General features: G+C 27.2%; 22 protein-coding genes, 1 pseudogene and 1 riboswitch. Of the genes and pseudogenes, 15 read left to right on the plus strand and 8 right to left on the minus strand.

Going from position 1 to position 22,361, the window contains the following annotated elements; translation table 11 throughout:
- The 7 genes and pseudogenes from RWY47_RS05140 to RWY47_RS05170 form a co-directional block, all read left to right on the plus strand.
- A pseudogene (locus tag RWY47_RS05140) lies at positions 1–668 on the plus strand (pentapeptide repeat-containing protein); the annotation flags it as partial.
- Positions 669–761: 93 nt separating this feature from the next.
- Positions 762–936, plus strand: a riboswitch (Lysine riboswitch).
- 132 nt (positions 937–1,068) lie between these two features.
- Positions 1,069–2,808 carry a Na+/H+ antiporter NhaC family protein gene (locus RWY47_RS05145; RefSeq protein WP_150842722.1) on the plus strand — a complete coding sequence of 580 codons (1,740 nt, stop codon included), beginning with the start codon at positions 1,069–1,071 and terminating at the stop codon, positions 2,806–2,808.
- 148 nt (positions 2,809–2,956) lie between these two features.
- Entirely contained in the window at positions 2,957–3,157 is a 201-nt protein-coding gene (locus RWY47_RS05150; RefSeq protein WP_021430992.1) for a hypothetical protein, read from the plus strand.
- A gap of 67 nt (positions 3,158–3,224) precedes the next feature.
- Positions 3,225–3,929, plus strand: coding sequence for an ABC transporter ATP-binding protein (locus tag RWY47_RS05155; protein ID WP_021430993.1), 705 nt, complete (start codon positions 3,225–3,227; stop codon positions 3,927–3,929).
- A gap of 2 nt (positions 3,930–3,931) precedes the next feature.
- A complete protein-coding gene (locus RWY47_RS05160) occupies positions 3,932–7,153 on the plus strand; it encodes an ABC transporter permease (RefSeq protein ID WP_224170320.1) in 3,222 nt (1,073 codons plus the stop codon).
- 18 nt (positions 7,154–7,171) lie between these two features.
- On the plus strand, positions 7,172–7,867 hold the full coding sequence (sfsA, locus tag RWY47_RS05165) for a DNA/RNA nuclease SfsA (protein WP_224170319.1): 696 nt from the start codon (positions 7,172–7,174) through the stop codon (positions 7,865–7,867).
- Positions 7,868–8,006: 139 nt separating this feature from the next.
- Entirely contained in the window at positions 8,007–9,071 is a 1,065-nt protein-coding gene (locus tag RWY47_RS05170) for a M42 family metallopeptidase (protein ID WP_168931259.1), read from the plus strand.
- A 59-nt stretch (positions 9,072–9,130) separates the two neighbouring features.
- Here RWY47_RS05170 and RWY47_RS05175 read toward each other — a convergent pair whose 3' ends face one another.
- The 3 genes from RWY47_RS05175 to RWY47_RS05185 are packed head-to-tail and all read right to left on the minus strand — an operon-like array spanning position 9,131 to position 10,375.
- The gene (locus RWY47_RS05175) at positions 9,131–9,340 is read right to left on the minus strand and encodes a hypothetical protein (protein WP_021430997.1); all 210 of its coding nucleotides are present in this window, start codon (positions 9,338–9,340) and stop codon (positions 9,131–9,133) included.
- 40 nt (positions 9,341–9,380) lie between these two features.
- Positions 9,381–9,899: a permease gene (locus RWY47_RS05180; RefSeq protein WP_021430998.1), complete on the minus strand. Its 519-nt coding sequence runs from the start codon at positions 9,897–9,899 to the stop codon at positions 9,381–9,383.
- Positions 9,896–10,375, minus strand: coding sequence for a permease (locus RWY47_RS05185; RefSeq protein WP_021430999.1), 480 nt, complete (start codon positions 10,373–10,375; stop codon positions 9,896–9,898). Before RWY47_RS05185 ends, RWY47_RS05180 begins: the two co-directional genes overlap by 4 nt.
- 143 nt (positions 10,376–10,518) lie before the next feature.
- Between RWY47_RS05185 and RWY47_RS05190 the strand changes: the two genes are divergently transcribed.
- The 4 genes from RWY47_RS05190 to RWY47_RS05205 all read left to right on the plus strand — a co-directional run bounded on the left by RWY47_RS05190 (position 10,519) and on the right by RWY47_RS05205 (position 14,605).
- Positions 10,519–11,910, plus strand: a complete 1,392-nt coding sequence (locus RWY47_RS05190) for a YfcC family protein (protein WP_021431000.1) — start codon at positions 10,519–10,521, stop codon at positions 11,908–11,910.
- A gap of 216 nt (positions 11,911–12,126) precedes the next feature.
- Positions 12,127–12,936, plus strand: a complete 810-nt coding sequence (gene yqeB / locus RWY47_RS05195) for a selenium-dependent molybdenum cofactor biosynthesis protein YqeB (RefSeq protein WP_332842046.1) — start codon at positions 12,127–12,129, stop codon at positions 12,934–12,936.
- The gene (locus RWY47_RS05200; RefSeq protein ID WP_025162949.1) at positions 12,937–13,737 is read left to right on the plus strand and encodes an XdhC family protein; all 801 of its coding nucleotides are present in this window, start codon (positions 12,937–12,939) and stop codon (positions 13,735–13,737) included.
- A 28-nt stretch (positions 13,738–13,765) separates the two neighbouring features.
- Positions 13,766–14,605, plus strand: coding sequence for a radical SAM protein (locus RWY47_RS05205; RefSeq protein WP_224170318.1), 840 nt, complete (start codon positions 13,766–13,768; stop codon positions 14,603–14,605).
- 17 nt (positions 14,606–14,622) lie between these two features.
- On the opposite strand, the gene RWY47_RS05210 is transcribed toward RWY47_RS05205, so the two are convergent.
- Both RWY47_RS05210 and RWY47_RS05215 read right to left on the minus strand, forming a co-directional pair.
- Positions 14,623–15,387, minus strand: a complete 765-nt coding sequence (locus RWY47_RS05210) for a lysophospholipid acyltransferase family protein (protein ID WP_142731106.1) — start codon at positions 15,385–15,387, stop codon at positions 14,623–14,625.
- A gap of 164 nt (positions 15,388–15,551) precedes the next feature.
- The gene (locus tag RWY47_RS05215) at positions 15,552–16,877 is read right to left on the minus strand and encodes an MFS transporter (RefSeq protein ID WP_021430571.1); all 1,326 of its coding nucleotides are present in this window, start codon (positions 16,875–16,877) and stop codon (positions 15,552–15,554) included.
- Between the two features lie 503 nt (positions 16,878–17,380).
- Between RWY47_RS05215 and RWY47_RS05220 the strand changes: the two genes are divergently transcribed.
- From RWY47_RS05220 to RWY47_RS05230, 3 genes are all read left to right on the plus strand, one after another.
- Positions 17,381–17,656, plus strand: coding sequence for a hypothetical protein (locus RWY47_RS05220; RefSeq protein WP_224170317.1), 276 nt, complete (start codon positions 17,381–17,383; stop codon positions 17,654–17,656).
- Positions 17,657–17,753: 97 nt separating this feature from the next.
- Positions 17,754–17,987, plus strand: coding sequence for a hypothetical protein (locus RWY47_RS05225; protein ID WP_021430573.1), 234 nt, complete (start codon positions 17,754–17,756; stop codon positions 17,985–17,987).
- 161 nt (positions 17,988–18,148) lie between these two features.
- Positions 18,149–18,814, plus strand: coding sequence for an N-acetylmuramoyl-L-alanine amidase (locus tag RWY47_RS05230; protein WP_148550466.1), 666 nt, complete (start codon positions 18,149–18,151; stop codon positions 18,812–18,814).
- A gap of 50 nt (positions 18,815–18,864) precedes the next feature.
- Here the strand turns inward: RWY47_RS05230 and RWY47_RS05235 are convergent, their stop codons facing one another.
- Positions 18,865–19,017 (minus strand): hypothetical protein, encoded by a 153-nt coding sequence (locus RWY47_RS05235; RefSeq protein WP_168931251.1) that lies wholly within the window; start codon positions 19,015–19,017, stop codon positions 18,865–18,867.
- Between the two features lie 174 nt (positions 19,018–19,191).
- On the opposite strand from RWY47_RS05235, the gene RWY47_RS05240 reads away from it, so the two are divergent.
- Positions 19,192–21,084, plus strand: a complete 1,893-nt coding sequence (locus RWY47_RS05240; RefSeq protein WP_150842759.1) for a tetratricopeptide repeat protein — start codon at positions 19,192–19,194, stop codon at positions 21,082–21,084.
- Between the two features lie 91 nt (positions 21,085–21,175).
- On the opposite strand, the gene RWY47_RS05245 is transcribed toward RWY47_RS05240, so the two are convergent.
- Complete coding sequence (locus RWY47_RS05245; protein ID WP_021430577.1) at positions 21,176–21,805, minus strand: manganese efflux pump MntP; 630 nt, start codon at positions 21,803–21,805, stop codon at positions 21,176–21,178.
- 228 nt (positions 21,806–22,033) lie between these two features.
- Positions 22,034–22,361: Crp/Fnr family transcriptional regulator (locus tag RWY47_RS05250; protein ID WP_316030263.1), on the minus strand; the 328-nt coding region annotated here is incomplete at its 5' end.

Here is a 22,361-nt window from a genome sequence, read left to right on the forward strand (position 1 = left end):
ATATTATAATTATAGAAAGTTATTTGAGTATGATAATTTTTTCTGACTGCGATTTATGTGGTGCCAAAACTATTTCAACATATATTAAAGATTTAGAGTTCAGAGATAAATTTCAAACCAAACTAGATGAAAAAAGCTTCTTTGATAAATTACCTGTTAAGTTTAAAACTAGAGACGAATATGAAGGTCTTTATATGACATATGAAACCTTAGCCGATAAATTTAAAGAGAACTCTTTAAATAATAACTTTGGAGAATATTATTATTTGTGTAAAACTACCCAAAGAAAAGCTTTAAAAGTAATACCTAAGTTAGAATCCTATTTATACTGGCTAACTTGTGGATACGGAGAAAGACCTGAATTTGCAATATATTCATCGTTAGTTATTATAGTTATTTTTGCAATTTTATATTTGTTTTTAGGAGTAGAAGTAGATGATAAAACAATTATTTATAATATGAGCACTATAAAAAAACTATCTATTTCTAAAGTTTTAAAAGATTTAAATGAAACATTAAGTTTAAGTATTGGTTCTTTCGGAGGAGTAGGAACAATAAATTGTAAGCCTACAGAAGTTAGTTATATATTAACAAATCTAGAAGTCTTAGTAGGTGTTGTAATGATGGGATTAGGTATAGGAACTTTAACTAGAAAAGTTGTTAGATAAGTTTTGAAAATCATGAAAATTTAGAAAATAATGAAAAAACAGTTGATTATTTACAATAACATATATATAATTTACTTAATATAAAAAGTGAATAAAAAAGGTAGAGGCGCGGTACTTATAAGTACTAGTAATGAGTTAAGCACATAGATTTACTAGGAAAGGAATTATCGCCGAAGTTTATAACTGATGCTTTAAGGTTATATGCTGGGGATGTATAAAATATATACATCACTGTCACAAATTATATTTGTGTTGAGCTATCATTTAAGGAATCTAATATTGTGCAGATTTTGCATAATATAAAAAGCCTTGAGTGTATACTCAAGGCTTTTTCTTATTTAAAGCCCTAAGTATTTATTACCCTTTGCATTCACTAAAGTTAAATTTAGGGAGGATTTTTATGAGGAACAAAAAATATGTTGTAGCTTTATTAACTTTAGTTTTAATAATTTTAGTAACACCAATTTCATTTGCTCAAGAAACAGACATAGCATTTCAAAATGCAAATAAATTTAAATTCTTAACTTTAATTCCACCGATAGTATCTATACTTTTAGCTTTTATTACTAAAAATGTTGTAATATCATTATTTATAGGTATTTTATCAGGTAGCTTTTTACTTAGCTTAAATAGTACTAATTTACTTTTAGCTTTACCTCAAGGATTTATAGATTTTATATATAGAGCCCTTAATTCACTTGCTGATCCTTGGAATGCAGGTATAATACTTCAAGTTCTAGCTATTGGAGGAGTTATTCATCTAGTAGCAAAAATGGGAGGAGCTAAAGCAATAGCAATAAGTTTAGCTGATAAAGCTAAAAGTTCAAAAGGAACTCAAATTATAACATGGTTTTTAGGACTTTTAGTATTCTTTGATGATTATGCAAACTCATTAATAGTAGGGCCTATTATGAGACCAGTAAGTGATAAAATGAATATTTCAAGAGAAAGGCTTGCTTTTATAATTGATGCAACAGCTGCACCTATTGCGGGACTTGCAATAATATCTACATGGATAGGATTAGAGGTTGGACTTATAAATGATGCATTTTCAGGTATTGGCCTAAATAATGATGCTTTTGGGATATTTTTACAAACTATTCCTTATAGATTTTATAATATATTAATTTTAGCATTTGTAATTATAACTATTGTTTTAGCGAAGGATTTTGGGCCTATGAGAAAAGCTGAGATTAAAGCTAAACAATCTAATTTTAATAACTTAGATACAAAACATAACGATTCAATTCAATCAGAGTTAGAACCTAAAGATGGAGTGAAGTTGAGTGTATGGAATGCTATTATACCTATTGGAACTCTTATAGTTACATCATTAATATTTTTCTATTACAGTGGTTATACATCAATAGTTAATGGTGATAATATTGAACTTCAAAATTTAATGCTTAAATCACCATTATCATTTTTAGCTATAAAAGAAGCTTTTAGTTCAGCTGATGCATCTGTAGCACTATTTCAATCATCTATTATTTCAAGTATAGTTGCTATTTTAATGGCTGTTTCGAAAAAAATATTTAAAGTATCCGAAGCTATAGAAATTTGGATAGATGGGATGAAAAGCTTATTAATGACAGCTGTCATATTAATACTAGCATGGTCTTTAAGTTCAGTAATAAAAGATTTGGGTACAGCTAAATTTTTAGTTACATTACTATCAGGGTCTATGCCAGCATTTTTACTACCTAGTGTAATATTTATATTAGGATCAATAATATCTTTTTCAACAGGCACTGCTTATGGAACTATGGGTATACTAATGCCTCTTGCAATCCCTCTTGCTCATTCTATAAACCCTGATATATCATTTATAGTAATATCTACAAGTGCGGTACTTACAGGAGCTATATTTGGTGATCACTGCTCTCCTATATCAGATACAACAATACTATCATCTATGGGAGCTGGATGTAACCACATTGACCATGTAAAAACACAAATGCCATATGCGTTATTTGTAGCAAGTATAACTGTATTATTTGGATATATTCCTGCAGGACTAGGAATATCAATATATATAGTTATACCTATTTCGATAATAGCTATTTTCATAGGAGTACAACTATTTGGTAAAAAAGCAGATGAATACGAGGTTTGCGAAGTAAAAGAAACTTTAATCTAAAAAATTAATCATATAATAAAAAACTATCTGAAAAGTTAAATTTGATGGATTCTATTTTGTCTAATTAAACTCAAAGGATAGTTTTTTTGTTTGTATTGATAGGTATATACATCAATTAAGATAATAAACTATACTAAGGGGGGAGTTTATGAAATTTACAGATATTTTAAAAGACGTTTTTTCAAGTGTAAGAAAGATGATTGCGATATGTCTAACTATTGTATTTTGCTACTTAAGTATAATAGGAAGTATAAAACCATCTGAATTTATGCCTATCTTTAGTATGGTTGTAGGATATTACTTTGGAAAATCTACAGCTTTAGAAATGCCAAATCAAAAGAAAGATTAATTTTAAATTAGATTTAGTTATCATCTCAAATAGTGTATAATGACTATAAGAAACAGGAGGAGATGATATGAAAAACTACATAAAATTTGAAAATGTAAAAAAGACCTATACTATGGGTGAAGTTGAAATAAATGCATTAGATGGCGTGGATTTTTCAATTGATAAAGGTGAACTTGTAATAATTGTAGGTGCTAGTGGAGCAGGAAAAAGCACCATATTAAATATATTGGGAGGCATGGATTCTTCAACAGATGGAGTTGTAATTGTTGATTCTAAAAATATAAGTAATTATAACGATAAAGAGTTAACTAAATACAGAAGACATGATATCGGATTTGTATTCCAATTTTATAATTTAGTTCAAAACTTAACTGCGATAGAAAATGTAGAATTAGCTACTCAAATTTGTAAAAACCCTTTAAACCCCAAGCAAGTTATAGAATCAGTAGGACTTAGCCATAGAAAAAATAATTTTCCATCACAATTATCTGGAGGAGAACAACAAAGAGTAGCCATAGCTAGGGCTCTTGCTAAGAATCCAAAATTACTTTTATGTGATGAGCCCACTGGCGCACTAGATTATAATACTGGTAAATCAATTCTTAAAGTGCTTCAAGATACAAATAAAACACTTGGTGTTACTGTGGTTATAATTACACACAACATGGCAATTGCTCCTATGGGTGATAAAGTAATTACTGTAAGAAATGGTAAAGTACATAAAGTAGAAAAAAATGAAGCGCCTATTCCTATAGAAAGGATAGAGTGGTAAATATGAGAAATCCTTTATTTAAAGATACTTTTAGGGAGATAAAAAAATCTAAAGGTAGATTTTTATCTGTTTTTGCAATAATAACTTTAGGGGTTTCTTTTTTTACGGGAATAAAAGTTGCATCTCCTGTAATGGAAGTTACAGCAGATAAGTATTATGACCAAAATAATTTAATGGACTTGACTGTGGTTTCAAATTTAGGATTAACAGATAAAGATATTAATTCAATTTCTAAGATAGATGGAATTTCTAATGTGTATCCTACATATTCAAAAGAGGTTTTAACTAGTATAGGTACAAATCAATTAGTTTTAAAAGTCCATGGATTGCCAGAAAAAAGTAATAGTGATTATATAAATAAAATAAAAATAACTGAAGGTAGATATCCTAAATCAGAGGGAGAGTGCTTAATTGAGGACTCTAAGGATATACCACTAGGAAGTACAATTAAAATTTATGGAGATAACAATGAAGATTTAAGTACTACTCTAAAACACAATGAATATAAAGTTGTTGGTAAAGTAGAAACACCATATTATATAGCAAAGGCAAAAGGTAGTAGTAATATAGGTAGTGGAACTTTAAATAGCTTTATAATGGTTTTAAATAATGAATTTAAACTAACTAACTACACAGAAAGTTATATAACTGTAGATGGAGCGAAAGATTTAAATTCTTATTCAAAAGAATATGAAGATAAAGTACAAAATATAGAAGATAAATTAGTTGATCTTGGAAAAGACCGAGCTAGCTTAAGATATAAAGAAATAATTAAGGATGCTAATGAAAAATTATCTGAAGGTAAATCAAAGTTACAAAAAGAAAAAACTAATGTTTATAATGAACTTGACAAAGCTAAAACTAAAATTGAAAACTCCAGGTCTAAAATAGAAAATAGTGAACAGGATCTTGATAAAAAAGAAAATCAAGTTAAAAGTGAAATATCTTCTGCAGAAAAAGCAATAAGTTCAGCTTCTGAAAAATTAAGTTTAAGTGAAATTGAATTGAATAAACAAATAAATGTTTTTAATACAAGCAAAGATTCTGCCCAGCAAGAAATAAACAAAGCTAAGGATAAGCTAAAAGAACAAGAAGATGAAGTTGGTAAGTTAAAGGAGTATATATCTAGTATAGAACAAGTTTTATCTAATGAATACTTAGATGAAGAAAAAAGAAAAGAACTTGAATTTATTTTAGAAAAAAGTAAACAAAAGCTTGAAGTATCTGAAAGTGCTTTATCACAGGCAAGAGAAGAGATAATAAAACAAGAACAAGTTTTTAACGACACTCAAAATAAATTGTTATTAGCTAAAACGGATATAGAAAAAAATAAAGAATTAATAAACAGTCAAAGAAGTAATCTTGATGTAAAGAAAAAAGAAGCTGAATCGGAATTTAAAAATGCTAGATACAAACTTGCACAAGGTAAAAATGAACTTGAAAAAGGACAAGCTACATATTTAAAAAATAAAAAAGAAGTAGAATCTAAGTTGCAAAAAGCTCAGGATGAAATTGATCGAGAAGAGAAAAAAATTAAAGATATAAAAAATGGAAAGTGGTATATCTTAGATAGAAATACTAATTATGGGTTTGTTGATTATAAAAACTCTGCTAATAGTATAGAATCTATTTCTAAAATTTTCCCTGTATTTTTCTTTTCATTAGCAGCCTTAATTTGTTTAACTACTATGACTAGAATGGTTGATGAACAAAGAACAAATATTGGTACTATGAAAGCTTTAGGATATGGTACTGGATCTATAATGTTAAAATATATACTATATTCATTGTTAGCGAGTGTTCTAGGAAGCTCCTTAGGAAATTTAATAGGGCTTACTGTATTTCCTTCAGTTATATATAATGCATATGCCAGTATGACATATACACTACCTAAGGTTACTCTAGTATTTAGTGTAAAATTAATTATATTATCTACATTAATAGCAGTTTTAACAACTACATTAGCTTCAATATATTCTTGCTATAAAGAGCTAAAAGAAGTTCCGTCTATACTTATGAGACCTAAGGCCCCTAAGGAAGGAAAAAGAATATTACTTGAAAGAATAAGTTTTATTTGGAATAGATTAAATTTCACACAAAAGGTAACTTGTAGAAATATCTTTAGATACAAAAAAAGATTTTTTATGACTGTAATAGGAATAGCCGGATGTAGTGCTCTTTTATTAACTGGATTTGGAATAAAAGACTCTATATCGTCTATAGTAGATAATCAATATGGTCAAATAATTAAGTATAACTTGACTTTAAACTATGGTAAAGATGTTGATAAGAATTCTAAAACTAAAGAAGAAAAAGTCATAGATAGTGATGACCGAATAAATAATTATTTAAATATAAAAAATAAGAGTTATAAGGTTATTAGTAATTCTGTAGAAAAGGATGTAAATATTGTAGTCCCTGAGAATATTAATGATATAAATAAATTTATAAACTTAAAAAATAGGGTAAGTAATAAAAAGTATACTTTAAATAATAACGGTGTTTTAATAACTGAAAAATTAGCTAAATTATTAAAAGTTAAAGATGGAGATTCAATAATATTAAAAAATGAAGATAATAAAGAGTTTAAAGTAAAAGTTTCTGGTATAGTAGAAAACTATGTAGGACATTATTTATATATGAGTCCCCAATTGTATAAAAGTACTTTCAATGAAAATATTAAATTTAATGAGGTACTAATTAATACAAAAGATGGAGTTTCACAAGATAAACTAGGTAAAGATATGATGAACCTAGACAATATAAATTCAGCTACATTCAACACAAGTGCAAAAAGTTCTTTTTCTGATATGATAACTAATTTAAATAGTGTGGTTATACTTATAATAGTATCTGCAGGAGCTTTAGCATTTATTGTTTTATATAATCTTACAAATGTTAATATAAGCGAGAGAATAAGAGAAATAGCAACTATAAAAGTCTTAGGATTTTATGATAATGAAGTATCTTCCTATGTGTTTAGAGAAAATATAATTTTAACTGTAATAGGAACAATTCTAGGTCTAATTTTAGGTGTATTTTTACATAGATTTATAATGACGACTGCTGAACTTGAATTTGTTATGTTTGGAAGAGATATAAAACCTATTAGTTTTATACTATCTGGTATGCTTACATTTATATTTGCTACATTAGTAAATCTTTGTATGTATTTTAAACTAAAAAAAGTAAAAATGGTTGAATCTTTAAAATCTGTAGACTAATATATGAGGGATGATGACATGATTTATGATAATATTGTAAAAGCTACTTTTGTAAAACGACCAAATAGATTTATAGCACATTGTATTGTAGATGGAAAAGAAGAAATTGTTCATGTAAAAAATACAGGTAAGTGTAAAGAACTTTTAATTGAAGGTTGTACTGTATATTTACAAGAACATGATAACCCAAAGAGAAAAACTAAGTATTCACTTATAAGTGTTGTAAAAGGAAATAGACTAATCAATATGGATTCGCAAGTTCCGAATAAAATAGCCTATGAAGCTTTAATAAATAAAAAAATAATTCTTCCTGGGCTAGATGAAGAATTATTAACTATAAAACCTGAAAAAACATATAAGTCATCTAGATTTGATATATATATCGAAACAAAAACTAAAAAAGCTTTTGTTGAAGTAAAAGGAGTTACTTTAGAAGAAAATGGTGTGGTTTTATTTCCCGATGCTAAAACTGAACGAGGAGTCAAACATGTAGGAGAGCTTATAGAAGCATCTAAAGATGGATATGTAAGCTATATATTATTTGTTGTACAAATGGATAATGTAAAGTATTTTACACCTAATATTAAAATGCATCAAGAATTTGGAGATATGTTAAAAAAAGCAAGTTTAAGTGGAGTTAACATAATTTCATACGATTGCAATGTAAGTGAACATTCTATAACTATAAACGAAGAGGTTAAAGTCATATTATAAGATTTAAAAATAGTGTAATTTAATAAATTACACTATTTTTTTATAAAATTTTGAATATTGGCTTTATATTTAAGGAATATATATTGTACTGTGAAAGTATAATATTGTAATTATACATTTTTAAATTAAGGGGGAGCATATGAGTACACAGTTAGATATGTTTAAAAAATTAACAGAAGCTAAAGGAATTCCAGGATTTGAAAAAGATGTTAGAAATTTGATTAAAGGATATATATCTGAATATGTAGATGAAGTAACTACAGACAATTTAGGAAGTTTAATTTGCAAGAAAATGGGGAATGAAGATGGACCTAAAGTTATGCTAGCAGGGCATATGGATGAAATAGGTTTTTTAGTGACAAATATAGATGATAATGGATTTATAACTTTTCAAACATTAGGCGGGTGGAGTGGAAAGGTTATGAATAGTCAAAAGGTTATAATAACAACATCAACTGGAAATGAATATACAGGAATAATAAACTCAATAAATACCAAAGATGTTAAAACTTCTATAGATAAAGAAAATATGTTTATAGATATAGGGGTTGAATCAAAAGATGAAGTTGAAAAGTTAGGAATAAAACAAGGAGATATGATAACTCCATATTTTAAGTTTGAGCAAATGGCAAATCCTAAATATCTACTTGCTAAAGCTTGGGATGATAGAGTCGGATGTGCGCTATTTATAGATATATTAAAAAGTTTAAAAAATGAAGATCATAAAAATATAGTATACGCAGTAGGCACTGTTCAAGAAGAAGTTGGATGTAGAGGAGCTAAAACTAGCTCTAATGTAGTAAATCCCGATATTGGATTTTCACTAGATGTAAGTATTGGCAATGACACTGTAGGATGCGACACGAAGTTAGGAGATGGTAAGCTTGGAAGTGGACCTCAAATACATATATTTGATGGAGGTTTAGTAGGTCATGTAGGTCTTAAAAACTATTTAATTAATTTATCTGAAGAACTTAATATTCCATATCAGATAAATGCACTTCCATTTGGAGGCACTGATGCTAGCCAGATGCACTTGGCTCATAATGGAGCTCCTTGTATAAGTATTGGTATTCCTACAAGATATATCCATTCTCATGCTAGTATAATTCATAAGGATGATTATGATAATACAGTTAAACTTATATCTGAATTTATCAAGCGTTTAAACAATGATGAGTATAAAAAAATATTAGATATATAATTTAAAATTCACAATTACTATTAAGTTTATATTACCCATAGTAATTGTGAATTTTTTTGCTATTCAACCATATAAGTACACTGTATAGATGCCTTTTCAAAACCATAAACTTCAATAAGTTTTTGGTGAAGTATAAATACATCTTTTCCAAATTCACCAACTATTGCATCACATGTCTTTCTGAACTCATCACAAGTTATAGATGATTCATTTATAGTTAGCATATACCCTAAGTCTTTTTGTATCACAACATAAACATTAGACGACATATCAAACTACCCCTTTTCATATAAAATTCAACTAAAATTTTTAACTTATATCTATTTGCTTTCTCATAAGATAGTCAACTAAATATCCCATTATTATAACTCCTGGAATATCAATTATTAATCGAAGTATAGTAAACTTATATCCCAACGCTCCAATTTCAAATAATAATGTTGAAAATTTAGTAACACACCAAGCATTAAGAAAAATAATAATGTTAGAAAATTTTACTCCCTTTTTGATAAGTACAGCTGTAAATGGAAATGCAGCATACATGGGTCCAGCAGAAAAAAATGCTATTAAAAAAGAAATAAATATACCTTTAACACCAGAGCTATCACCCATATACTTTATAAAATATTTTTTAGGAACCCAAATATCTAAAAGACTTAACATGACCATTACTGGAGGAAGGATAGATAGCATTTGGATTAAACTAGAAGTTGTAATATTAAAAATTTTATATCCTATATTTATATTATATAAACATATTAAAATACAAATGAATGAACTTATAAAAAAATATTTATATCTTTTTATTACTAATGTTAAAGTGCTCATACTAATACTCCCCCTATGAAAGCTGCTACTAAAAATGCAAATAGAAAAGCTATAAAATTCCTGTAGAAGGCAGCTTTTTTGCCAATATATTTAGATTCAAGTGAGAATGTTAAGATTCCAACCATTGTAGATGTTGATATAAAAGCTGCTACTTGAGAGTAACCCGCTCCGCTTTTTAATAATATATCTCCAGTAGAAAAAGCTACAAATGTAGGCATAGTAGTTATAGAGCCTATAAAAGATGCTATCGATACTCCAAAAATACTTGAATTTGGACCTATAAACTTAGAAATAGAAACAGGATTAATAATAGCTAGAATTATAGCGATTATTATAACTATACAAAGAAATTGGGGCATAATATTTTCAAAGGATTTCGCTGCATTTATATAAGCATTCTTGGTTTTTTCCCTGTCTTTAAAAAAAGAAATAACTGTTATCAGTATGCATAAACCATACATAATAAAAGATGTCACAAAAATCCCCCCTAACATTAATTTATACTATGAAGAAAGTAGGTTAATCGTAACCTGGTAATTAAAGTAATAAAATATATAAATTATAAAATTGGTAATAACTAATAGAGATAAGCTTTATTTAAGGAGGAATTAGTTATTCTATGAATAAACAAAAACGATTAGTCATCCCTCATACATTTACAATAATATTTTTACTAATAGTTTTTATGGCTATTTTAACTTGGATTATACCAAGTGGTCAATTTCAACGAAAAGAAATAGATAATAGGTTGGTGGTAATTCCAAATACCTATGAACATGTTAAGGAAAACCCTCAAAACATTGATGATATATTTAGAGCTCCAATAGATGGTTTTGTAGATGCTGCAGAGATTGTAGGATTTGTTTTATTAGTTGGAGGATCATTTGGGATAGTTAATAAGACAGGTGCTATAGAAGCTGGGATTAATGCTGTTGTTAAAAAACTAAGAGGAAATGAAATTATAATAATACCTATATCTATGATATTGTTTAGCTTAGGAGGTACAGTATTTGGAATGGCTGAAGAAACATTACCATTTTACATGATATTTGTTCCTTTAATGCTCGCTATTGGATATGATTCACTTACTGCTGTAGCTACTGTATTTTTAGGAGCTATGACAGGTAATATAGCTTCAACTATAAATCCTTTCTCAGTTGGAATAGCTCAAGCATTAGCTCAAATAACACCTGGGTCGGGTATCGGTTTTAGATTTTTGATATATATAATTTTGATAACTATTTCTATTGCGTTTGTAATTTTTTATGCTAGAAATATAAAAAAGTATCCTAAAAAATCTATAGTTTATGATTTAGACCTAGAAACTAAAAAACATATTCAAATGGAGAGTTCTAATATAAAAGACTTTACAGCTAAAGAAATAGGAGTATTAATTATATTTGCAACGGGAATGACAATGATGATATTTGGAGTTTTAAAACTTGGATGGTATATATCTGAAATTGCTATGATCTTTATTGCTATTGGAGTTTTAGCTGGTATTATAGGAGGACTTAATCAAGAGACTATTGCTATTTCATTTATAGAGGGAGCTAAGGATTTAGTATCAGCAGCCCTTGCAATAGCATTAGCACGTGGAATAGTTATAATTGCCCAAAATGGATTTATAATAGATACTATGTTGAATTCAGCAGCAGGATACCTACAAAACTTACCAAAAGTAGTTTTTGTTAACTTAACGTTGTTTCTAGAAGCTGCATTGGCATTTTTAATTCCATCATCATCTGGACTAGCTTCTCTTACAATACCTGTTTTAGCACCACTATCTGATTTAGTTGGAGTATCGGTTCAACTAATAGTTACCGCTTATCAATTTGGTGTAGGACTTACAAATGTTATAACTCCTACATCTGGAGTTTTAATGGGAGCACTAGCTCTTGCAAATATACCTTATTCTAAGTGGTTAAGATTTGTAATGCCACTAATTATAACACTGTTTATTTCATGTATGATATTTTTAACAATAGGACAAATTATAGGAATTAAATAAAATATACTTGCAAAGTATCAAGTTCCTTTGTTATAATATTACTACCGTTAAATAATAATAATAATTTGTTTTGAGGGGCTCTTATCTATTTTTAATAGATAAGGGCTTCTTCTATTTGCGTAGATTTTTTATTTGTATAATTATGTAAAATTATTATAATATATGGGGGTATGTATTGTATAATAGTATTAACATATTAAAGGGGGATAGGAAATAGTGGACAAGCTTATTATAGTTAGAGGTGCTGGAGATATAGCAACTGGAGTTATACATAAACTTAGTAGATGTGGATTTAATGTTTTAGCATTGGAAGTAAAAGATCCTTTGTCTATAAGAAGAAAAGTATGTTTTAGTGAAGCTATTTACGATGGTGAAGTGTGTGTAGATGGAGTTATTTGTAAATTTGTAAATAACAAAGATGAGTTAAAAAAAGCTTTTTTATCAAAAAAAGTTTGTGTAACTATTGATCCTGAGGGTATCTTAATTAATAAATTAAAACCAAAAGTTGTAATAGATGCTATAATTGCAAAAAAAAATTTAGGTACAAATAAAGATATGGCTCCTATTACAATTGGATTAGGTCCTGGATTTGAAGCTGGATATGATGTTGACTTTGTAATAGAAACAATGAGAGGGCACGATTTAGGAAGAATAATAACTAAAGGTTATGCAACTGAAAACACAGGTATTCCAGGAAATATTAATGGCTTTAGTAAGGAAAGAGTAATTTATTCAACTGAAGATGGTATTATAAATAACATTTGTGATATAGGAGATTTAGTTTATAAAAATCAAGTTATTGCTAAAATAGAAAATGGTAAAAATTCAGTTGATGTGTTAGCCACTATGGATGGGATTATAAGAGGTATTATAAGAAATAACAGTAAAATTAAAAAAAATCTTAAAATTGCCGATATAGACCCTAGAAAAAGTGAACTTAAAAATTGCGAAACTATATCTGATAAAGCTAGATGCATAGCTGGAGGAGTTTTAGAGGCTGTTCTTATGAATTGGAGTGATATATAGATGAATGAATATATTTTAAAGAAAGTGTATGAAGATTTAGAATTAGGTAATAGAGTGTGTTTTGTAACTCTTACAGATGTCAAAGGCTCAAGCCCTGGTAAACAAGGCGCTGTAATGGCTGTATTTAAAGATGATTCTGTAATAGGAACTATAGGTGGCGGAATACTAGAAAATGTTGTTATAAATAAATGTAGGGAATGTATTAAAACAGGAGAAGATTTCAATTTTGATTATTCACTTACAGAGGAATCACTAGAAACCACTATGAAATGTGGAGGATATGTAAAAGGTTATATAAAGGTATTTAAACCAAAGCCAAAATTATTAATTATTGGTGGAGGCCATATAGGTCATTCTTTATATAATATATCAAAAGGATTAGATTTTTATTCTATTATAGTAGATGATAGACATGAATTTGCAAATGAAGAGAGATTTCCAGATGCAGAAAAAGTTTACTCAGGTGATATAAGTGAAATTTTAAACAAAATTAACATTGATGACAATACATATATAGTAATTGCTACTAGAGGTTATGAAAAAGATATAGAAGCTTTGAGAGAGGTTATAAACTCCAAAGCAGCTTATATAGGTATGATAGGCAGTCGTAAAAAATGGAAAGCTTTAAAAGAGGAATTAATAAGTGAAGGTGTAGAGAAAAAATTATTAGAATCTATATATGCACCTGTAGGAATTAATATCTCTTCAAGTAGTGTTTCAGAAATAGCTTTTGGAATTATGGCAGAGGTATTACTAGTTAAAAATAATGGTGATCTTTCACATAGAAAAGATAAAAGGTAGTTTGGTTTTATAAAGAGGTGTTGTAATTATGATAGATAGATATAAAAGAGATATTCATAAACTTGTTATATCTTTAGGTAAAGATTTTATTTTAAATATTGATAATTTAAAATTTGTAGTTAAAGAATTAATTAATTTGGGAATAGATGATATTGAATTTGAGCTAAATGACAATATAGATTCAATTGGCTTATGCCACATAATTAATTATATTAATAGTGAGTGTAATGTTAACCATATAGGAATAGTTACAGATGGATTTGGAATATATAGTAAAATTAGTGAGCTTAAATCGTATGGACTTACAAATATAAGTGTTAGACTAGAATCCTTAAAGCAATATAAATATAAAAAGTTAAATCACAATATAAATATAAATGAAGTATTAGATCTTATTAATAAATGTATAAGCTTTAAACTAAATACAAAAATAATTTGTACTCTTATAAATGATTTTAACACTGATGAAGTTTTTGATTTTATTAACTTAACAAAATATTTGCCAGTAGAGGTTTCTTTTTCTGAACTTGTTCCAGATCCTAACTGTATGAGCTTCTTTAACAAAGGATATATAAATGTTAAAGAAGTTTTAGAAAGCATAAAAGAGATACATAAATTAAATTATGTAAACGGAAGAATGGATTATTATAAGTTAGATGATTCAAAAGGTGTAATAAGTAGAGATACTCATAATGACAAGTGTAGTATATGCTTAAAGTGTAATGAAATATTTTTAGATGAAAATGGATATATAAAAACTTGTATAAACTCTAATACAATTGTAGATACAAAGCCTTATATAAATAAACCATTAATGTTTAAAGAAATAATAAAACAATCTATATATGAAAAACCAAAAAATGATTAAATATAAAAAAGCTATATCTATTTAGATATAGCTTTTTTATATTTAAAATTAAAGTTTAAAATTGACTCTATCATATCTTCCCTAATACTTTCTCCTAAATCAATAGTTTTAATTTTAGGATTTTCTATATGATCATAAACAGGGTCTAAAAATTCAACTTCTACATTGGTAGATTTAATCTTACCTACTGGTTCATATCCATGGTAAGTTTCTTTTGAATTTTTTATAACAATCGGTACGATTGGACATTTAGCTTTATATGCTATTTTTAATGCCCCACTTTTAAATTCTGATATTATAGAATGATCATCTTTTACCCATGTTAAATCTCCTTCAGGAAAGATTGCCATGCTTTGACCGTTTATTATATTATTAGAAGCTTCTATAATACTTTTTAAACCTTGTCTATTGTCGTGTCTATTTATATATACACATTTTATTATAGCGGCCCATTTAGAAACTATAGGTATGTTTTTCCATACTGGTTCATCAGCTATTACACAACCTACAGGTCTATTTACACTAGATATTAATATATAACTATCTAGCATACTGGAATGATTAACAACAAATAGCACAGGTTCTTTTGGAATTTTTTCCTCGCCAATTATACGAACATCTATATTAACTAATTTTAAAGAGTTTTTAGCTTGTTTTTGTAAAAAAGAAAATTTATTTTCCATTGTGAATTTATCAGGAAACTTTGAAAACTTCTTTAATTTAAAAATAGATAATAAGAAACCTATAATTTGAAAGGTTGCAAATTTAATGTAATTAAACAATTTGATATATCTCCTCTTCATGCATGTTAAAATATTTAATTTAGATTAATTCAATACTAGAAAGATTTTATCATAAAATGAAATTTAATTAAAGAGGAATATGAAATGATAGTTAGTTGAATAAAAAAGGAACTATATTGATATAGTTCCTTTTTTTATGTATATTATGCAGTTTGATCTTCCTTGTTATCTTGTCCATGTCTGTTGTATTTTTTATTATACACAACTATTAGAAGTACAGATGATAGGACATAAATAACAGCTGTTATATAATAAGCTTTTGAATATCCACCTGGTATTTTAAATAAGAATAATTTTGTAAATTGACCTGCTATTATAGATGTAACACCTCCTGCTACAAATATAAGTGAATTATATGCAGGTCTAGAGTTTTTCGAAACAAACTCCATTGGGAGAGAGTTCATTATAGGATTTGCACAGTTCATAAATCCTGATCTAAAGAATAGACCAGCTCCAACGGCTAAAACCATTCCAGATCCAAATACTGTACCATTTGCAATTATCAACATAAATGGTATAGATAAAAGTGCTAATCCACCTAAAGCAATAACATTTCCTAGTTTTTTTACAACCCATGGTGATATTAATAAGAATAAAACCATTGCAAAGTATTGATAAGATACAAGTTGAGAAGTTGTAGCTCTTGATATACCTAGTTCATTATTTAAGAATACTGAGAAGTAAGGGCAAATTAATGATGCTCCAAATCTTATCATAGCATAGTATACAAGCCATAGTACAACATACTTGTTTTTAAATATTGACCAATCAAAAGATTTTTTCTCTTTACTAGTAGTTTCTTCGCAGTAATCTTCTTTTTTCTCTTTTATAAATAAAAGAGGTATAAGCGAAAGTGCTGCAATTACGACAAACATAAGTAATACGTCTCTTTGAGCTAATATAAATTCATGTAATTGGTGAGAAGTCATTCCTTTAATATTTTCAGTTATTGCACTTGCTTGAGAGTTAGATATTTTTAATCTACTTGCAAATCTAGATACTGCAATAGTTCCTCCAAACCAAGTTGCCAATACCATACCTATAACATTTATATACAATGCTCTAGAAAAAACTTTAGTTCTTTCTTTCTCAGTAGTATAAGCTGTAAGATAAGGTGGTAGCACAACATCAAATAATGCAACACCTACAAGTATTGCTAGTGTAGCAACAGGGTAAATAAAACTTACATCCACAAATGATATAGCTATTAATGCAGCTATAGTCATTATAGGCCCTGTAATTATAAGCTTTTTGTATCCAAGCTTTGGTGCTAAAATTAAAATTGCGGCACATACGAAATTACTCATCCCCATAAAAGAGGAGAAAGAACTTGCTGTAGAGATATTAACTTGCTGTAAAAAAGTTACTAAGACGTCAAAAGCAACTCCACTCATAAGTCCCATAAAGGCATAGCTGACAATAAAGGCCCAACTATTAAAGTTAAATCTTTTTAGTTCTTTTTGATCCATAAAATACCATCCCATTTCATATAAAATTTTTATTAGGAATAACTCTTTTAGGAAAACATTTCCTAGTCAAGATAATTGTATATTATATTGGGAAAATTTCAATATATTTGGAAATTTATGGAATATATTGTAAATTCTATAAATTCACTAAAATAGTTAGATTTCATACTTAAAATTCAAAATTTAAGAATTAACATGATATGTGTATAGATTGAATTTTTAAGCACTTATACAAATGTAAATTTATGTTAAAAATATATTAAATATCTTTAAAACTTTAATATATTTTTCAAAAAACTTTATTTAAAACTGAATTTAATTTTCGAAATTTTATCTACAACGAAAACATTTAGTTATACACTTTATTTTAATTTCTTTTATTAAAATAATCTCAATTTAAATAAAGTTAATATATTTCTTCGAATAATAGCATATTATTAAAGTAATTAGATATAATTCAATACTTAGGATGTTAAAAATATGTATCAAGGGGGAATTATAAGGTGAGAAGTAAAGCTGTAAATTTAATTGATGATAGGCTTTTTAAAGTTAAAATACTATCTAGTGGTGGAAATAATATAAATTTAAAATTTCCTGTTGAGTTTGTGAAAAGAATGGTGAAAATAAATGGGCTTAAATGGCTTAATTTAAAAACAGATGTCTTAGATACTGATAACTTAGCAAAAACGGTTATGCAAGCTTTAGATTATAATTTAACTGGTAATATAGTTAATATAAAAACTAAAAATAATGATTTAATAAAAATAAATATAGATTAAGTTTAAATTTCGATGAATTTAATATATAGGCTTGAATAAATATGATTTTTTTTATACTATATTAATAACTTTAAATTAATATCGAAAGGAACTTGTTATGAAAAGCTTTAAAATACGATTAACTAGAGATACTTTTAGTTTTAGGTTTAAACAATATGAGGGCACATATTTTTTTGGAGAGTTAAATGAAGAAACTCAAATTGTTAAGTATAAGATAACAAAAGATGAAGAAGGATTAGAGTTAAAAGAATTTGGAAACACACACATAAAAGAGGACTTATTATATATTCCTCAAGTGGACGCTTACATAGATCTAAATAGTATAAAATAAAAATCGCCACCGATATATGCGAATCGGTGGCGATTTTTATTTTATAGATGTTAGTAACAGTTTCTTTGAAATCATAATAAGATATATAAACGCCTAATGTAGAATTAAGGTTATTTAAGTAAATAGATAATATAAATTTACAAGAGGAGAATGGTGAATATATGAAAAAAGTTTATATAGATTTAGGTCATGGTGGAAATGATAGTGGTGCTATAGGAGTTAATAACATACTTGAGAAAGATATAGTACTTAGTATAGGAAAAAAACTTGAGCAAAAACTTAAAAACTGTGATTTAGATATTAAAATGTCTAGAAGCAATGATACTTTTAAAACCCTTGAGTATAGATCTAGTGAAGCGAATAAATGGGGAGCTGATTGTTTTGTGTCATTGCACTGTAATTCATTTAATAAATTAGCAAAAGGTATAGAAACATATTGTTATAAGTTAAAATATAGAAAACTAGCAGATGATATACACGAAGAATTAGTAAAGGCTCATTTATATACAGAAAATAGAGGCGTAAAAGAAGGTAATTTTCATGTAGTTAGAGAAACAAAAATGGCTGCAGCTTTAATAGAGTTAGCATTTATAGACAATGTTGAAGATATAGATCTGTTGTTAAATAAACAAGATGAATTTGCAACAGCAATAGCTAAAGGCATATGCAAATTTTTAGGAATTGAGTTTAAGTATGATAATAGCTCAAATAAAGAACAGTTATGGGCAGTATGTGTAGGTGCTTTCAAAGAAAGAGAAAACGCAGATAGAGTATTAAAAGAAGCTATAGATAAGGGATTTAAAGATGCTTATATAATTCCTAGGTAATCTAAAAACTACCACTGTAAAAAATACAGTGGTAGTTTATGTATAAAATATTATATTAAAATAATAACTTTATATAATATTAGTAGACAAAGTCCTATTAAAGCAATTTTAAACACTATATTTCCAATAAGCTTTATACTTTTTATAGCTATACCTGCAATAACTATAAAAACTAGCAATTTAAATAACATATCTAAATCCATACTATTATCCTCCTATTCATATAAGAATTATATAAATTTTAGCAGAATATAAGAATATATGCAATTTATATAAAATATAGAGATATAATATATAATATTAGATATATATTGTATAATGATATATTATGGTAAAATATGTATAATATAATACAAAAGGTAGGTAGGGAATTGTTTATGAATAAAATTAAATTTTCAATAAAAAAAATAAAAGATATCCCAACTGATCCTAAGATAATGTATGCTAAAGCTAGCCTTTACATTAAATTAGGGAAGATTGATGATGCTATAGAGCTATTAACTCAAGCTTCAATAAATCACTATGACAAGGCTCAATATACGTTAGCCAAGTTATATCAGTCTGAGGGTAATATAGAAGAATGTGAAAAATGGCTTAAACTTGCATTTAAAAGTGGAGTTGAAGAAGCTGCTTATGATTTAGGAAGTATCTATTATAGTTTAGAAGCATATGAATATGCTATATATTGGTATGAAAAGATAGCATTACTAGGGCATTTGAAAGCTCAAAATAACTTAGGGGTAATTTATTTTAAGTTAAGAGACTACGAAAATTCTATAAGGTGGTTAAAGGAAGCTAGTGAGGGTAAACTCTCTGATGCTCTTTTCAATCTAGGTATTTTATATAGATATGCAAATGATGTTCAAAATGCAATAGATTGCTTTAAAAGAGGTTCTATTTTAGGAAATAATCATGCAAAATATAATTTAGCTATGATATATCAAGAAAATGGGGACTTTAAAGATGCTATTTCAAACTATAAACAATTGTCTAAATTAGGATACGAAAAAGCTTGCTATAATTTAGGTCTTTTATTTGAATCAGATCAAAATTATGAAGAAGCTAAAATTTATTACAAAAAAGCTGCTGAAAAAGGTAATGAAAAATGCAGTTTTAGGTTAGCTTACATATATGACGAGCAAGAAGACTATGAAGAAGCTAAGTTTTACTATAAAATTGCTTATGATAAAAACAATATATTATCTAGCTATAAACTAGGCAATATATATAATAAAGAAAATGATTTAAACACAGCTAAAATGTATTATAAAGAAGCTTCTGACAAAGACATAATACAAGCTACCAATAATTTAGCTGGTCTTTTATTTGAAGAGAAATTGTATGAGGAAGCTATTCCTCTGTATAAAAAATGTATAGATTATGGATTTAGAGAATCAGTAGAAAATCTAGGAGATCTTTATAAACAAATAAATGATACAGATTCTGCAATTGACTATTACAAACAGATAGAAGATTTAACATCTGTTCAAGTCAAACTTGGTAATATATATGAACAATTAAAAAACTTTGATTTAGCAATTAAGTATTATCTAAAAGCAGCTGAAAATAATGATCTAGAAGCAATTTATAGATTAGGGATTATTTATGAAGAATTAGATGATTATGATAAAGCGATAAGTTTTTATGAAAAAGCTGTTGAAAAGGATCACTTAAATTCTAGGATTCATTTAGGGAAAATTTTATTTGAGAAAGAAGAATATGAGCTTTCTAAAAAGTTATTTGAAGTTCCCGCAAATGAGGATAATGGGTACTCACAACATATGTTAGGTATAATATATAGTATTTATTATAAAGATTATGTAAGTGCTAAGTATTGGTATGAAAAAACAAGAGAAAAAGGGTGTATAGAATCTATATTTAATTTAGGTCAATTGAGTCTAAAATTAAATGAAGATAGTGAAGCTGAAAAATATTTTAAAGAAGGAAGCAAGTTAGGTAATAAGAAATGTGAATATATGCTAGCTAGCCTATATTATAAAAAGAGCTTTGAAGCTTATGAAAGTTTAGCAAAAGAAAATTATGATAATAGTGAAGAAGTGTTTAAAAAACTTCCAAAGTTAATTTTGAATTTTGATCAAATACTCATAGCGCCTTTTGAAACTATTAATCCTAATGAAGAAGAGGATATGTATGTGCCTAAGTATTTATTATATACAGATGAAAAAATAGATAATCTATATGAAAATGAGTTAAATCATATGATTGTAGATGGGCATTTGGAGTTTAATATAGAAAATATAACTAAATAATAGAAAAAATGGATAAAAAAGCATGTGCGAACAAACGTTCGAGGAGCTAATTTTATCCATTTTTTATGTTAAAACACATATTTTTTATAATTTACTTAAAAAAATTAATAAAATTTGATAAAAACCCTGTATGCTCGTTAAATATGTTAATACCTATACCTATTAATATAATACCACCTATAATTTCGGCATAATTTTTTAATATTGGACCTATTTGCTTTCCTATCAAAACACCTATAAAACACACTATAAAAGTTATTATAGCTATAGCGCTTACAACTGGGACTATAGATATATTTAAAAATGCAAAACTAACGCCAACGGCAAGTGCATCTATACTAGTAGCAACAGACAATACTATTAAATCTTTTGTTTTTATATCATTCTCATTAAAGTTATTTTGAGTATTATCTTGAGCGATATCTAAAGCAACTTCATCCTCATCTTCACCTTTAATAGATTCATATATCATTTTTATACCTAAGAATGATAGTAATATTAATGCAATCCAATGATCAAAAGCTTTTATGTATCCTTCGAAGCTAATTCCTAGCGCCCATCCAATTAGAGGCATTCCTCCTTGAAATAAACCAAAGAAAAAAGCTATTTTAAAAGCTAACTTTGTGGTTATATTTTTAATTGTCATTCCTTTAGTTATAGATACCGCAAATGCATCCATAGATAAAGCAATTGACGTTAATAAAATTGATATTAAACTCATAATTATTATTCCTCCTTAACTTTTTATAATATGCACAAAAAAAACGAGACTTATACACGAAAATAATCGTGTATGAGTCTCGCTATTTAAGACTAGACCAGACTTTATAGTCATTATGTTGATCTAATCACACTTTACGTGCTAGCTACTCCCTCAACAAGAGAATAGAAAGTTTATTCAATTCTTTTATAATTTTACATAATATGTAAGTATAAGTCAATTAAAACTTTATAACTGGCTTAGGTGAATCAATTTATCTCTATTAATTATAGTTATTTTACCTCTTTGAGATGTGATTATATCTTTGTTTTTAAAATCTGTAAGTAGTCTAGTTATTACTTCACGGCTAGTTCCTAACTCCTGAGCAATTTTTTCTTGTGTTAAATATAAATAATCACTATTATTAGTTCTTTTAGAAATATCTAATAGATACTTAGAAACTCTTACATCCATACGTTTAAAAGCTATTTCTTCCAATAAATTTATCACTTCTGTATATTTAGTAAATAAATTTGAAACCATATACTTTTGAAAATCTAGAGTATTATATATATAC

Origin of the sequence: Paraclostridium sp. MRS3W1 (assembly GCF_032465715.1) — a bacterium.
GTDB classification, from domain to species: Bacteria; Bacillota; Clostridia; order Peptostreptococcales; family Peptostreptococcaceae; genus Paraclostridium; species Paraclostridium dentum.

Coding starts and splice junctions, on each gene's coding strand:
- RWY47_RS05145 (WP_150842722.1), top strand. CDS start 1,069: ATGAGGAACAAAAAATATGTTGTAGCTTTATTAACTTTAGTTTTAATA.
- RWY47_RS05150 (WP_021430992.1), top strand. CDS start 2,957: ATGAAATTTACAGATATTTTAAAAGACGTTTTTTCAAGTGTAAGAAAG.
- RWY47_RS05155 (WP_021430993.1), top strand. CDS start 3,225: ATGAAAAACTACATAAAATTTGAAAATGTAAAAAAGACCTATACTATG.
- RWY47_RS05160 (WP_224170320.1), top strand. CDS start 3,932: ATGAGAAATCCTTTATTTAAAGATACTTTTAGGGAGATAAAAAAATCT.
- sfsA (WP_224170319.1), top strand. CDS start 7,172: ATGATTTATGATAATATTGTAAAAGCTACTTTTGTAAAACGACCAAAT.
- RWY47_RS05170 (WP_168931259.1), top strand. CDS start 8,007: ATGAGTACACAGTTAGATATGTTTAAAAAATTAACAGAAGCTAAAGGA.
- RWY47_RS05175 (WP_021430997.1), bottom strand. CDS start 9,340: ATGTCGTCTAATGTTTATGTTGTGATACAAAAAGACTTAGGGTATATG.
- RWY47_RS05180 (WP_021430998.1), bottom strand. CDS start 9,899: ATGAGCACTTTAACATTAGTAATAAAAAGATATAAATATTTTTTTATA.
- RWY47_RS05190 (WP_021431000.1), top strand. CDS start 10,519: ATGAATAAACAAAAACGATTAGTCATCCCTCATACATTTACAATAATA.
- RWY47_RS05200 (WP_025162949.1), top strand. CDS start 12,937: ATGAATGAATATATTTTAAAGAAAGTGTATGAAGATTTAGAATTAGGT.
- RWY47_RS05205 (WP_224170318.1), top strand. CDS start 13,766: ATGATAGATAGATATAAAAGAGATATTCATAAACTTGTTATATCTTTA.
- RWY47_RS05215 (WP_021430571.1), bottom strand. CDS start 16,877: ATGGATCAAAAAGAACTAAAAAGATTTAACTTTAATAGTTGGGCCTTT.
- RWY47_RS05225 (WP_021430573.1), top strand. CDS start 17,754: ATGAAAAGCTTTAAAATACGATTAACTAGAGATACTTTTAGTTTTAGG.
- RWY47_RS05230 (WP_148550466.1), top strand. CDS start 18,149: ATGAAAAAAGTTTATATAGATTTAGGTCATGGTGGAAATGATAGTGGT.
- RWY47_RS05235 (WP_168931251.1), bottom strand. CDS start 19,017: ATGGATTTAGATATGTTATTTAAATTGCTAGTTTTTATAGTTATTGCA.
- RWY47_RS05240 (WP_150842759.1), top strand. CDS start 19,192: ATGAATAAAATTAAATTTTCAATAAAAAAAATAAAAGATATCCCAACT.
- RWY47_RS05245 (WP_021430577.1), bottom strand. CDS start 21,805: ATGAGTTTAATATCAATTTTATTAACGTCAATTGCTTTATCTATGGAT.